At 72.9% G+C, this 12,132-nt stretch carries 12 protein-coding genes and 1 pseudogene; 5 read left to right on the forward strand and 8 right to left on the reverse strand.

All coding sequences use genetic code 11. The annotated features are described in order from the left end of the window. Positions 1–45 precede the first annotated feature (45 nt). Positions 46–849, forward strand: a complete 804-nt coding sequence (gene yaaA / locus RIU97_RS28065) for a peroxide stress protein YaaA (protein WP_404960365.1) — start codon at positions 46–48, stop codon at positions 847–849. Positions 850–958: 109 nt separating this feature from the next. On the opposite strand, the gene RIU97_RS28070 is transcribed toward yaaA, so the two are convergent. Both RIU97_RS28070 and RIU97_RS28075 read right to left on the reverse strand, forming a co-directional pair. After that, complete coding sequence (locus RIU97_RS28070; protein ID WP_404960366.1) at positions 959–1,708, reverse strand: bifunctional DNA primase/polymerase; 750 nt, start codon at positions 1,706–1,708, stop codon at positions 959–961. A gap of 169 nt (positions 1,709–1,877) precedes the next feature. After that, positions 1,878–2,489, reverse strand: a complete 612-nt coding sequence (locus tag RIU97_RS28075; protein ID WP_327413684.1) for a TetR/AcrR family transcriptional regulator — start codon at positions 2,487–2,489, stop codon at positions 1,878–1,880. Positions 2,490–2,586: 97 nt separating this feature from the next. Here RIU97_RS28075 and ddaH point away from each other — a divergent pair. Next, positions 2,587–3,441 (forward strand): annotated as a pseudogene (gene ddaH / locus RIU97_RS28080) (dimethylargininase); the annotation flags it as partial. On the opposite strand, the gene RIU97_RS28085 reads toward ddaH, so the two are convergent. Both RIU97_RS28085 and RIU97_RS28090 read right to left on the reverse strand, forming a co-directional pair. Further along, the gene (locus tag RIU97_RS28085) at positions 3,438–4,445 is read right to left on the reverse strand and encodes a small ribosomal subunit Rsm22 family protein (RefSeq protein WP_404960367.1); all 1,008 of its coding nucleotides are present in this window, start codon (positions 4,443–4,445) and stop codon (positions 3,438–3,440) included. The pseudogene ddaH and the gene RIU97_RS28085 sit on opposite strands and share 4 nt — an antisense overlap. 52 nt (positions 4,446–4,497) lie before the next feature. After that, positions 4,498–5,814: a Bcr/CflA family multidrug efflux MFS transporter gene (locus RIU97_RS28090; protein WP_404960368.1), complete on the reverse strand. Its 1,317-nt coding sequence runs from the start codon at positions 5,812–5,814 to the stop codon at positions 4,498–4,500. Positions 5,815–5,922: 108 nt separating this feature from the next. Here RIU97_RS28090 and RIU97_RS28095 point away from each other — a divergent pair, with 108 nt between their 5' ends. After that, positions 5,923–6,684: an SDR family oxidoreductase gene (locus RIU97_RS28095; protein WP_404960369.1), complete on the forward strand. Its 762-nt coding sequence runs from the start codon at positions 5,923–5,925 to the stop codon at positions 6,682–6,684. A 41-nt stretch (positions 6,685–6,725) separates the two neighbouring features. Here the strand turns inward: RIU97_RS28095 and RIU97_RS28100 are convergent, their stop codons facing one another. Continuing rightward, positions 6,726–7,019: a hypothetical protein gene (locus RIU97_RS28100; RefSeq protein ID WP_404960370.1), complete on the reverse strand. Its 294-nt coding sequence runs from the start codon at positions 7,017–7,019 to the stop codon at positions 6,726–6,728. Between the two features lie 120 nt (positions 7,020–7,139). On the opposite strand from RIU97_RS28100, the gene RIU97_RS28105 reads away from it, so the two are divergent. Both RIU97_RS28105 and RIU97_RS28110 read left to right on the forward strand, forming a co-directional pair. Then, positions 7,140–8,006: a PhzF family phenazine biosynthesis protein gene (locus tag RIU97_RS28105; RefSeq protein WP_404960371.1), complete on the forward strand. Its 867-nt coding sequence runs from the start codon at positions 7,140–7,142 to the stop codon at positions 8,004–8,006. 82 nt (positions 8,007–8,088) lie between these two features. Continuing rightward, complete coding sequence (locus RIU97_RS28110; protein ID WP_404960372.1) at positions 8,089–8,658, forward strand: GNAT family N-acetyltransferase; 570 nt, start codon at positions 8,089–8,091, stop codon at positions 8,656–8,658. 4 nt (positions 8,659–8,662) lie between these two features. On the opposite strand, the gene efeU is transcribed toward RIU97_RS28110, so the two are convergent. From efeU to efeO, 3 genes are read right to left on the reverse strand one after another with little or no spacing between them, the layout of a single operon-like run. After that, positions 8,663–9,511, reverse strand: coding sequence for an iron uptake transporter permease EfeU (gene efeU, locus RIU97_RS28115; RefSeq protein WP_404960373.1), 849 nt, complete (start codon positions 9,509–9,511; stop codon positions 8,663–8,665). Between the two features lie 34 nt (positions 9,512–9,545). Next, positions 9,546–10,859 (reverse strand): iron uptake transporter deferrochelatase/peroxidase subunit, encoded by a 1,314-nt coding sequence (gene efeB / locus RIU97_RS28120; protein ID WP_404960374.1) that lies wholly within the window; start codon positions 10,857–10,859, stop codon positions 9,546–9,548. Positions 10,860–10,890: 31 nt separating this feature from the next. Then, complete coding sequence (gene efeO, locus RIU97_RS28125; protein WP_404960375.1) at positions 10,891–12,045, reverse strand: iron uptake system protein EfeO; 1,155 nt, start codon at positions 12,043–12,045, stop codon at positions 10,891–10,893. Between the last annotated feature and the right edge of the window lie 87 nt (positions 12,046–12,132).

Consider the following 12,132-nt stretch of genomic DNA (forward strand, 5'->3'; position numbering starts at 1 on the left):
GGGGGCCGCATCCCCTGCGCCGTGTCGTATTGAAGGAGAACCACCGTGCTCGTGCTGCTGCCGCCGTCCGAAGGAAAGGCCGCCGGCGGCTCCGGCGCACCGCTGAAGCCGGAGTCGCTGTCGCTGCCCGGTCTGGCCCCGGCCCGTGCGGCGGTGCTGGAGGAACTGGTCGAGCTGTGCGCGGCGGACGAGCCGAAGGCGCGCGAGGTGCTGGGGCTGAGCGAGGGCCTGCGGGGAGAGGTCGCGAAGAACGTGGAGCTGCGGTCCGCGGTGGCCCGCCCGGCGGGGGAGATCTACACGGGCGTGCTGTACGACGCGCTGGGTCTGGCCGACCTGCCCGCGGCGGCACGCAAGCGCGCGGAGGACGCGCTGCTCGTCTTCTCGGGGCTGTGGGGTGCGGTGCGGATCACCGACCGGATCCCCTCGTACCGATGCTCGATGGGCGTGAAGCTGCCGGGGCTGGGCGCGCTCGGCGCGTACTGGCGGGAGCCGATGGCTTCCGTCATGCCCGAGGCGGCGGGGGAGGGGCTGGTCCTGGACCTGCGGTCCTCGGCGTACACGGCCGCGTGGAAGCCCAAGGGGGAGGTGGCGGGGCGGACGGCGACCGTGCGGGTGCTGCACTCGCAGATGGTGGACGGCGTGGAGAAGCGGTCGGTGGTGAGCCACTTCAACAAGGCGACGAAGGGTCGCCTGGTGCGTGACCTCCTGCTCGCGGGTCCCGCCCCCGCGGCGCCGACGGAGCTGGTGACGGCCCTGCGGGACCTGGGCTACGTGGTGGAGGCCGAGTCCCCCGCGAAGCCGGGCAAGGCCTGGTCCCTCGACGTGGTCGTCACGCAGATCCACCACTGACGCGCCGCCGACGGGGCTGGGTGTTTCAGCCCCGCCGGCGTTTGAGGCGCGGGTCCGGGCGGAGCCCGGCGGGGTCTGGTGGGTCTGGGGCGGAGCCCCGAGGCCGGGCCTAGTGGCCCAGGGGCCAGGCGACCGTGGCCGGGAGGCGATCGGCGGTACCCGCGTAGGTGGCGCAGGCGTCCGTCAGGGTTTCGAGGAGCGTGAGCGGGTCCGGCAGGGGGTGCTCCATGCCGCGCAGCCAGGTCACCGCCAGGTCACCGGGGAGGGCCGCCGGCGGGACCAGGACGTAGCTGCCGCGGCAGTGCCAGCGCAGGCCGGGGTGTTCGTCCATCGTCTCGGGGTGGCAGTCCAGTTCGCACGGCCACCACTCGTCCTCGTCCTCGGGGGTGCCGCGGGTGGCGGTGAAGAAGAGCATCCGGGCCTGCTCGCCGGTGCCGCCGGACTCGGCGACGGGGCCGACCTCGATGCCGGCCTCCAGCAGGCGGGCCAGCGCGGCGGCGCCGGCTTCCAGCGGGACGTCGAGCACGTCGTGGACCATGCCGGTCGCGGTGATGAAGTTGGCCTGGGGCTGGTTGCGCGCCCAGCGTTCGACCTGGGCGCGGTCGGTGGTCGACTGGGTCTGCCAGGCGAAGGAGATGGGGTGCCGTGCGGGCGTCGGACAGCCGATCCGGTCGCACGAACATCGGTAACCGGCGGGATGGGCGGCGGGGGCGAGCGGCAGACCGGCGGCGGCGACGGCCAGGAGCAGCGCCTCACGCTCTCGTGCGGGGTCCTCGGCGGTGGGTTTCTGCCGCCGGCGCAGCCACTGGGAAATCCTGCTCTGCTCGCCGCGTTTGACGCGGCCGGACTCAGACCCCATCTATCCCCTCACCTCACCGTATCCCCGGCGGACCTTCACATCGTCCCACCATCCTGCGCCCCGGGTGACCGCTCTTGACGAGCGGGGGCCGGGGAGGGGTGACCGGCAACCCCCACATACCCCCACGATCAGGGCAAATGCTCTCGGGTGGCTGCCGGTCACCGGCCGGCTAGCGGGCGGTGACGTTGGCCACCCCGCCCAGCACCCGGTCCACCAGCGCGTCGGTGTAAGCGTGCGTCAGGGGCGCGGTGCGCATGAGCCAGCGGTACGTCAGCGGCCCGAGCAGCATCTCCACCGTCAGCCGCAGATCGGTGTCCGGCGCGAGCTGGCCGGCCTCCCGGGCCGTCTTCAACCGGGCTTCGTACAGGGCGAGCTGCGGCTCGAGCAGCTGCTCGGTGAAGCGGGCGCCGAGTTCGGGGTCGGTGGCTCCGGCCGCCGTCAGGGCGCGCGCGGGGGCCTCGTACTTCTCGTCGTTGAACTCGTCCACCGTGGCGCGCAGTACGGACTTCAGGTCGGCCGCGAGGTCCCCGGTGTCGGGGAAGCCGGTCCACCCGCCCTCGGTCTCCGCGTCGCCGGCGAGGGCCAGCGAGGCGTCGAGGAGGACGGCGGCCTTCGACGGCCACCAGCGGTAGATGGTCTGCTTGCCGACGCCCGCGCGGGCTGCGATGGCCTCGATGGTCAGCTTGTTGTAGCCGACCTCCCCGACGAGGGTGAGCGCGGCGTCGAGGATGGCGCGCCGGGAGCGGTCGCTGCGGCGGGTGGCGTCAGGGGTCTTGGTCATGGCCCGAAGCTATCAAAGCGAGACGTCTCGTCTTCCTATGGTTGCGTAAACCACCCGGTCAGTTCACTGTGTCGTCCAGCGGGAGGAGAGACGATTCTCTTCCGTACTCGTCCCGAGTCGTGAAAGTCGTGAGGAGCCTTCTTTGCGCAGAGACGCCACACCCCGGCGCTACCTGATGTGCCCACCCGCACACTTCAAGGTCACGTACTCCATCAACCCGTGGATGGATCCCACGAAACCGGTGGACCTGCCCCTCGCACACGCCCAGTGGGAAGACCTGAGGGACCGCTACCGCGCCCTCGGCCACACCGTCGAGACCCTCGTCCCCGAGCCCGGCCTGCCCGACATGGTCTTCGCGGCCAACGGGGCCCTGGTCGTCGACGGCCGGGTGCTCGGTGCCCGGTTCGCCTACCCGGAACGGGCCGCCGAGGCCGAGATCCACCTCGACTGGTTCCGCAGCCACGGCTACCAGGACGTCCACGAGCCGTCCCACGTCAACGAGGGCGAGGGCGACTTCGCGGTCACGGCCAGCTACATCCTGGCCGGCCGGGGCTTCCGCTCCAGCCCCCTCTCGCACGACGAGGCCCAGGAGTTCTTCGGCCGCCCCGTCATCGGCCTCGACCTGGTGGACCCGCGCTACTACCACCTGGACACGGCGCTCAGCGTGCTCGACGGCGACGAGGTCATGTACTACCCGGACGCCTTCTCGCCCGGCAGCCGGGGCGTGCTCAGGCGCCTCTTCCCGGACGCCCTGATCGCGGACGGCCGGGACGCGGCCGCCCTCGGCCTGAACGCGGTCTCCGACGGCCTGCACGTCCTGCTCCCGCAGGCGGCCACCGGACTGCTGGCGCCGCTGCGGGACCGGGGGTTCGAACCGGTCCCGATGGACCTGGGCGAACTGCTCAAGGGCGGCGGCAGCGTGAAGTGCTGCACGCAGGAGCTGCGGCCCTAGTCCTCCTCGGAGGGCGGCGGCCAGGCCTGGCCCCAGTCGGCGTCCCGCGCCGCCTTGTAGAGGTCGCCGTGGCGTCTGGTCACGTTGACCCGGGTCAGGCCCTCGCCTTCGGGGCCGCACAGTTCCAGCAGGACGAGCCCCTTCCGGATCTGCGGCCTGCGCGTGATCCGGAAGGCGGTCGGCTCCACCGCGAAGCGGGTCGCGGCGACGTAGCTGAACTTCTCGTCCTCGTACGGGAGCGAGCCGCCCTTGACCTTCCGGTGCAGGGAGGACCGGCTGACCCGGGCCGAGAAGTGGCACCAGTCCTGGCCGATCTCGATCGGACAGGTCCCGTCGTGCGGGCACGGGGCGGCGACCCGCAGCCCGGCGGCGATCAGCTGGTCGCGGGCCTCGCGGATGCGCAGGTAGCCCTCCGGCGTGCCCGGCTCGATCAGCACCACCGCCTGCCCGGCCCGCGCCGCCTCGGCGACGACCGCCGTACGGGCCTGCGGGGTCAGCTCGCCCAGCACGTACGAGACCGTCACCAGGTCGGCGTCGGGCAGGGACAGCCCGGAGCCGATGACGGCCCGCCGCCAGTGCGCCGCGCGGAGCACCGGCGAGGCGGAGGCCCGCGCCAGCTCCTGGCCGAGCTTCAGCGCCGGCTCCGCCCAGTCCAGCACCGTGGTCTCCCGCGGGCCGTCCCAGGTGGCGTCCACCGCCCAGGTCGCGGCGCCCGTGCCGCCGCCCACGTCCACGTGCGAGCCCGGCGCCCAGCCCGGCGCCGCCTCGGCCAGCCCGTCCAGGGCGGCCCGTACGGCCTCGAAGGTGGCCGGCATCCGGTACGCCGCGTACGCCGCCACGTCGGAGCGGTCGCGCAGTACGGGCGCGTCGGTCGGGGTCTGCCCCCGGTAGCTGGCGATGAGCCGCTCGACGGCGGCCGCGGCCTGCTTCGGCGGGAGCCCGTCGAGCAGCCCGCCGAGCGTGCTGCGGAGGGTCTCGGCGGTGGTGGGGGCGGAGGCGTTCACCTGCGAAGTCTATGTCGCGACCGTGACGCCTCCGCCCCCGGACCCCCGCGCCTCAAGCGTCGGCGAGGCTGGAGTCGGCGGCGGGGCTGGATTGCCACGGGCGGCAGAGGCCCAGGAAGGCGGTCAGGGCCAGGACGGCGCACACCAGTTGCACCAGGGCCATCGGGACGGCCGTGTCCTCACCCGCGATTCCCACCAGCGGCGAGGCGATCGCGCCGATCAGGAAGGAGGAGGTGCCGAGCAGCGCGGACGCCGATCCGGCCGCGTGCGGGGTGCGCATCAGGGCCTGGGCGTTGGTGTTCGGCAGGACCACGCCCATCGCCGACATCAGGACGAACAGCGCGGCGGCGATCGGGGTCAGCCCGACCTCCCCGAACACGCCCGTCGACATCAGCAGCAGGGCCACCGTGGCGGCCATGACGGTCCCGAGTCCGACGGCCAGGACCTTGTCCAGGCTGACCCGGCCGACCAGCAGCTTGCCGTTGATCTGGCCGACGAGGATCAGGCCGACGGAGTTGAGGCCGAAGAGCAGGGCGAAGGCCTGGGGCGAAGCCCCGTAGATCTCCTGCACCACGAACGGGGAGGCGGAGATGTACGAGAAGAGGGCGGCGAAGGAGAAGCCGCCGGTCAGGGTGTAGCCGGTGAAGACGCGGTCGCCGAGCAGTCCGCGCATGGTCCGCAGGGCGGAGCCGACGCCGCCGGTGTGCCGCCGCTCGGGCGGCAGGGTCTCGCCGAGGCTGCGCCAGACCATCACGGTGAGCACCGTGCCGACGCCGGTGAGGACGACGAAGACCCCGCGCCAGTCGGCGAAGCGCAGCACCTGGCCGCCGATGAGCGGGGCGATGATCGGGGCGGCCCCGGATATGAGCATCAGGGTGGAGAAGAAGCGGGCCATCTCGTCGCCGTCGTACAGGTCGCGTACGACGGCCCGTGCGATGACGATCGCGGCCGCGCCGGCCAGGCCCTGGAGCAGCCGGAAGGAGATCAGCAGCTCGGCGGTCGGCGCGAGGGCGCAGATCGCGGTGGCCAGGACGTAGACGACCATGCCGGCGAGCAGGGGGCGGCGGCGGCCCCACTTGTCGCTCATCGGGCCGATGACGAGCTGGCCCAGGGCCATGCCGGCGAGGCAGGCCGTGAGGGTGAGCTGGATGGTCGCGGCGGGGCTGTTCAGGGCATCGGTGACCTGCGGCAGGGCCGGCAGGTACATGTCCATGGACAGCGGGGGGAGGGCGGTGAGCCCGCCGAGTATGAAGGTGACGAGCAGGCCCGTGCGGCGCGCTGCCGTCAGGGGCTTCGTCGTGGCGGGGGCGGAGGGCGATTCGGGCGACGAGTCGTGCGAGGCGGCCGTCGCGGGGCCTCTCTCCGACATGCGGAACTCCAGTCTTCTCATCTGCTTTACGCACCCCTGACCGACCCATGCTCTCAGCAATCGGAACGTCCGGGGACCGGGCCGCCGTGTGACGTAACCTGCGGCCCCATGGACGAAAGTACGAAGAAGATCGCCCTGGTGACGGGCGCCGGCTCCGGAATCGGCCGCTCCGTGGCGCTGACCCTGGCCGCGGCGGGCTGGTCCGTGGCCGTCGCGGGCCGCCGGACCGAGCCGCTGCAGGAGACCGCCGCAGCGGCCGGCGCCGACGCCGACGTGCACGTCGTCCGGGCGGACGTGAGCCACCCGGACGACGTGACTGCGCTGTTCGAGTCAGTGCGAGCCCGGTACGGGCGCCTCGACCTGCTCTTCAACAACGCGGGCACCTTCGGGCCCGGCGGGGTTCCGCTGGAGGACATCACCTACGAGGCCTGGCGCTCCGTCGTGGACGTCAACCTGACCGGCGCCTTCCTGTGCGCACAGGCCGCCTTCCGGCAGATGAAGCAGCAGGACCCGCAGGGCGGCCGCATCATCAACAACGGCTCCATCTCGGCACACGTGCCGCGCCCGAACTCCATCGCCTACACGGCCACCAAGCACGCGATGACGGGCCTGACGAAGTCCCTGTCGCTGGACGGGCGTCCGCACCGGATCGCCTGCGGCCAGATCGACATCGGCAACGCGGCGACCGAGATGACCGAGCGGATGCAGACCGGCATCCTGCAGGCCAACGGACAGCTCGCCGTCGAACCGGTGATGGACGCCGCGGACGTGGCCCGCACGGTCCTGCACATGGCGGAGCTCCCGCTGGAGGCCAACGTGCAGTTCGCGACGGTGATGGCGACGTCGATGCCGTACATCGGGCGGGGGTAGGGCGGGCCCTGGGCCCCGTCCCGGCTCCGGGCGGGCAGGACCTAGTCGGTCCCGTGCCGGGTACGAGCCGCGAGCAGGCCCTGGAGGAACGGGTCGGCGTCCGGGGCGTACGGGCCCCGGTGCGCGGCCAGGTGCTCCTCGATGCGCTCCCACTCGGCGACGACGGCCGGGTCGGCGCCCTCCGCGGACGCCGCCTCCAGTGCGGCCTCCGCCTGGTGGTGCCCCATGCCGACGGCCTCGGCCCGGACCCGGTCGACGGCGGCGCGCTCTCCCCGAGCCGGGTCGTGCGGCTCGTGCGCGGCCTCCACGGCGGCCTCGTCAGGGTGCTCGGTCATCGTCGTCCCCGTTCTCGCGGTGCGTGCAGGTCGCCCCGCTCGTACCCCGCCGTGGGGTGTCCATCCCGTCCGGCACGAAAGGCCTGGACCCCGCACGGCACTCCGGACGATCATGGCTGCATGACCGACACCGAGGTACTGCGCTACACCGCCTTCTCCCACGACCCCGACGGCGGCAACCCCGCCGGGGTCGTGCTCGACGCGGCCGGGCTGGACGACGGCGCGATGCTCGCGATCGCCGCCCGGCTGGGGTACAGCGAGACGGCCTTCCTGACCGCCCCGCCCGAGGGACTCGGCGGCCCGGCGGGCCGGTCCTTCACCGTGCGCTACTTCAGCCCGAAGGCGGAGGTCCCCTTCTGCGGGCACGCCACCGTGGCCACGGCCGTGGCACTGGCGGAGCGGATCGGGCCGGGGGAGCTGCTCCTCGCGACGCGGGCGGGCGCCGTGCCGGTGTCCGTCACCGCCGGGGAGGGCGGGCGGCTGCGGGCCACGCTGACCAGCGTCGAGCCGCACGTCGAGGAGATCGGCGCGGCCGACCTCGCCGAGGCGCTGGCCGCGCTGGACTGGCCGGTGGGGGACCTGGACCCGGTGTTCCCGCCCCGGATCGCCTACGCCGGAGCCCGCCACCTCGTGCTCGGCGCCGCCACCCGGGCCCGGCTCGCGGACCTCGCCTACGACTTCGCCCGGCTGGAGGCCCTGATGCGGCGCCTGGACCTCACCACGGTCCAGCTGGTGCACCGGGCGGGCCCCGCGGAGTTCCACGTACGGGACCCCTTCCCGGTCGGCGGCGTCGTCGAGGACCCGGCCACGGGGGCCGCCGCGGCTGCGTTCGGCGCGTACGCCCGGGAGCTCGGGCTGGTCCCGGCGGACGCCGTGCTCACCCTCCACCAGGGCGAGGACATGGGCCGACCGGGGGTGCTCACGGTCGAACTGCGCACGGGTGACCCCCGGGTCAGGGTCGGCGGCGAGGGCGTCCGCATCCCGTGACCCCCACCCGGGCCCGTGCGGGTCGGCTTGCTGGGGCTCAGCCCCAGGCGGCGGTGCTGCGGTCGAGCAAGGAGGCTCGTCCATGAGGGTGGTTGTATGCGCCGAGGCGGAGCTGCCCGCAGGGCTGGCGCGGGAGGTCGCGGAGCTGGAGGACGCGGTCTGGCCGGGGGCCGGGTCGGGGCACGATCCGGCCCTGGCTCCGCGCGCCCTGCTCCTGCTGGCCCCCGACGGCACCGTGGCCGCCTCGCTGGCGCTGCTGTTCAAGGAGGTCCGGCTCGCGGGGCGGACCTACCGGGCGGCCGGCCTGAGCGCGGTCGTGACCCGGCCCGCGCTGCGCGGCCGGGGACACGGGGCCCGTCTGGTGGCGGCGGCCCGCGCCGAGCTCGCGGCGGACCGGGCCGTGGACCTCGCGCTGTTCAGCTGCGACCGCCCGCTGGCGCCGTTCTACGAGGCGGCCGGCTTCGCGCAGCTGCCCGGCACGGTGCTGCTGGGCGACGCCCCCGGGGATCCGGAGCCGCTCGCCACCGACGCCCCCGGCTTCGACAAGGTGGTGCTGGCGGCCTTCTTCACGGACGACCCGGGCCGGGACCGCGCGGCCTTCACCGGAGTCCGCGTACCGCTCCACCCCGGACACACCGACAGGCTGTGGTGAGCGGTCAGCTCGCGGGTGCGGCGTCCGCCGGCTGCTTCTTCGGGCTCGCCGGGCGGCTGCGGTCGACGAGGAAGAGCACCAGCACGGGGACCAGGTACAGCGTCCACACCGTGAGCTGCAGGACGGTGGGGTCCGGCTGGAAGTTGAAGACGCCCTTGAGCAGCGTCCCGTACCAGCTGTCCGGCGGGACCGTCTCGGAGACGTCGAAGGCCTTGTCGCCCAGGCCGCCCAGGAAGCGGGCCTCCTGCAGGTCGTGGACCCCGTACGCGAGCACGCCCGCGGCCACGACCACCAGCATGGCGCCGGTCCACTTGAAGAACTTCGCCAGATTGATCTTCAGGGCGCCCCGGTAGAAGAGCCAGCCCAGCACGATCGCCGTGGCGATGCCCAGCAGTACGCCGATCAGCGGGGCCGAGGAGCCCTCGCCGCTGGCCCGTACCGACGTCCACACGAACAGCGCGGTCTCCAGGCCCTCGCGGCCGACGGCCAGGAAGGCGGTGGCGACCAGCGCGCCGGTGCCCATGGCGAGGGCCGTGTCGAGCTTGCCCTGCAGCTCGGCCTTCAGATGCCGCGCGGTGCGCTTCATCCAGAAGACCATCCACGTCACCAGGCCCACCGAGACGATGGAGAGGCTGCCGCCGAGGAGCTCCTGCGCCTCGAAGGTCAGCTCCTGGCTGCCGAATTCGAGCATCGCGCCGAAGACGAGCGAGAGCGCGCAGGCGATCCCGATGCCGATCCACACGGGACGCAGGGCGTCCCGGCGTTCCGTCTTCACCAGGTACGCGACGAGGATGCAGACGACCAGGCTGGCCTCCAGCCCCTCGCGCAGGCCGATCAGATAATTGCCGAACACGGCGGTGGTTCCTCTCCAGGCTCTACGACGGGGACTACGCGAACAGCGTCCGGCCCCACCAGTCGTCCTTGTCGCGAACGCCCGGCGGGACGGCGAATATCGCCGAACCCACGTGCTGGATGTACTCGTTGAGGACGTCGGCCTTCGCCAGGCTGCGCTGGATCGGGACGAAACCCTTGCGGACGTCGCGCTGGTAGGCGAGGAAGAACAGGCCCGCGTCGAGGCGGCCGAGACCGTCCGTGCCGTCGGTGAAGGAGTAGCCGCGGCGCAGGATCGTCGCACCGTCGTTGGTGTCCGGGTGCGCCAGACGGACATGCGCCTCCGGCTTCATGGCCTTCAGGAACGGTTCGTCGCGCTCCTTGGACTTGCCGACGGGGGCACCCTCGCCCTTGTCGCGGCCGAAGATGTCCTCCTGCTCGCCCAGGGGGGTGCGGTCCCAGATCTCGATGTTCATCCGGATCCGCCGGGCCACCAGGTAGGAGCCGCCGGTCATCCAGTCGCTGCCGTCGCCCGCGCCGACCCACACGTGCTTCTCCAGGGCCGCCTCGTCGGTGCCCGAGATGTTCCGGGTGCCGTCCTTGAAGCCCATCATGTTGCGCGGGGTCTGCTCTTCGGGCGTGGTCGACGAGGTCTTGCCGAAGCCCAGCTGGGACCAGCGCACCGCCGTCTTGCCGAAGCCGATGCGGGCGAGCTGGCGGATGGCGTGCACGGCGACCTGCGGGTCGTCGGCGCAGGCCTGGACGCACAGGTCGCCGCCGGAGCGGGCCGGGTCCAGGTTGTCGCCGGGGAACAGCTCCAGGTCGATCAGCGCCTCGGGGCGCTTGCCCTCCAGGCCGAACCGGTCCTTGGCGAACAGGCCCGGACCGAAGCCGACGGTCAGGGTGAGGCGGGAGGCCTTCAGGCCCAGCGCCTCGCCCGTGTCGTCCGGCGGGGCCTCAGGGAGGCCGCCGAAGCCGCCCTCGCCGACCGGCCGGCCGGCCGTCATGCGGCGGGCCGCCTCGGTCCACTCCTTGAGGAGCTGGATCAGCTCCTCGCGGCTCTTCGTCTTCACGTCGAAGGCCGCGAAGTGGAGGCGGTCCTGCACGGCGCTCGCGATGCCGGCCTGGTGCTCGCCGTGGAAGGGCACGGCGCCCCCGGCCGCGGCGGCCGAGACCATGTCCGACCCGCCGCCGAAGGCCGCCGCCGCGCCGCCGGCCGTGGCGGCGCCGAGCGCGAGCCCGGCCCCGCCCCAGCCCAGGACGGCACGCCGCGAGGGTGCGGTCGCGGCCGGCGGGCCGGCGGGCCCGCCGCCCTCCTGCCGGGGGTGCTCCGGCTCGTGCGCCGCCGGCTGCGACTGCGACTCGGTCATGCTGCTCTCCCGCCTGCTTCGTTCTCTGCCGTTACTTCGTGACCGCGGCGGCGAGCTTGGAGAGCGGCTCACCGAGGGCGCTGACCGCGTCCGAGAGCTCCTTCTTCTCCGCATCGCCGAGCTTGTCGTACGAGGTGAACTCGTAGGACGCCTTGTCCGTGCGGTACTTGTCCAGCAGCACCGTCATCGCCGCGAACTGGGTGTCCAGCTGCTTGGCGAGCTCCGGGTCGTTCTTGGTGGCGATCGGCTTCAGCAGCTCGTACGCCTTCTCCGCGCCCTCGATGTTGGCCTTGAAGTCGACCAGGTCGGTGCGGGAGTAGCGCTCCTCCTCGCCCGTGACCTTGCCGGTGGCGACCTCGTCGAGGAGCTCCTTGGCGCCGTTGGCCATCGAGCTGGTGGTGATCTCCGCCGTGCCGACCTTCTTCTGCCAGTCCGTCAGGTCCGCCATCAGGGTGTCGGCGAGCTTCTTCTCGTCGTCGCCGATCTTGTTGTCGGCCCACAGGGCCTTCTCCAGACGGTGCCAGCCGGTCCAGTCCTTCGCCGGGTCCTGGCCGGCCTCCAGGCCGTCCTCGCGGACGTCGACCTTGGGGTCGATGTCGCCGAAGGACTCGGCGACCGGCTCGGTGCGCTCCCAGCCGATGCGGGAGGCGGCGTACAGCTTCTTGGCACCCTCGATGTCGCCGGCCTTGACCGCGTCGGCGAAGGCCTGGGCCTTGGGGAGGGTCTCGTCGGCCTGCGCGACCACGTAGGCGCGGTAGGCGGCCACCGCGGTGTCCGCCTCGGGGCTGCGCTTCTCCTCGGCGGCGCCCTTGCCGGTGGCCTTGACCTTCTTGGCGATGCCGTCGCCCTTCATGCCGGGCTTGCAGACGATCTCGTAGTCGCCCGCCTTGATCTCGGCGGTGATGGAGGCCTTGGTGCCGGGGCCGATGTTCTCGCGCTCGGTCACGATGCGGGCGTCCGGGAAGAGGACGTAGACCTCGGTGACCTTCGAGCCCTTGTTCTCGACGTCGATCTGCACCTTGCCCGACGGGAACTCCGTCTTCGACACGTCGCAGGCGCTGTCGGAGGCCGCGACCTTGATCACGTCGTCCCCGCCGGCGTCGCTCTTCTGGGAGCAGCCGGTGACGGCGGTCAGGGCGGCCGCGACGGAGGCGGCGGCGATGACGGTGAGACGGGCGGGGCGCATGGCGGGCTCCTGGGCGTCGGACGAGTGGCCGTCCCAAGGGGGAGAGGCCGGTGAGGCGGACCTAACTTAACCGAGGCTTACCTGAGC

It is taken from the genome of Streptomyces sp. 147326 (assembly GCF_045000215.1).
Taxonomy (GTDB): domain Bacteria; phylum Actinomycetota; class Actinomycetes; order Streptomycetales; family Streptomycetaceae; genus Streptomyces.

Coding starts and splice junctions, on each gene's coding strand:
- RIU97_RS28070 (WP_404960366.1), bottom strand. CDS start 1,708: ATGGGGTCTGAGTCCGGCCGCGTCAAACGCGGCGAGCAGAGCAGGATT.
- RIU97_RS28110 (WP_404960372.1), top strand. CDS start 8,089: ATGAGGGTGGTTGTATGCGCCGAGGCGGAGCTGCCCGCAGGGCTGGCG.
- efeO (WP_404960375.1), bottom strand. CDS start 12,045: ATGCGCCCCGCCCGTCTCACCGTCATCGCCGCCGCCTCCGTCGCGGCC.
- RIU97_RS28100 (WP_404960370.1), bottom strand. CDS start 7,019: ATGACCGAGCACCCTGACGAGGCCGCCGTGGAGGCCGCGCACGAGCCG.
- efeB (WP_404960374.1), bottom strand. CDS start 10,859: ATGACCGAGTCGCAGTCGCAGCCGGCGGCGCACGAGCCGGAGCACCCC.
- RIU97_RS28095 (WP_404960369.1), top strand. CDS start 5,923: ATGGACGAAAGTACGAAGAAGATCGCCCTGGTGACGGGCGCCGGCTCC.
- RIU97_RS28075 (WP_327413684.1), bottom strand. CDS start 2,489: ATGACCAAGACCCCTGACGCCACCCGCCGCAGCGACCGCTCCCGGCGC.
- RIU97_RS28090 (WP_404960368.1), bottom strand. CDS start 5,814: ATGTCGGAGAGAGGCCCCGCGACGGCCGCCTCGCACGACTCGTCGCCC.
- RIU97_RS28105 (WP_404960371.1), top strand. CDS start 7,140: ATGACCGACACCGAGGTACTGCGCTACACCGCCTTCTCCCACGACCCC.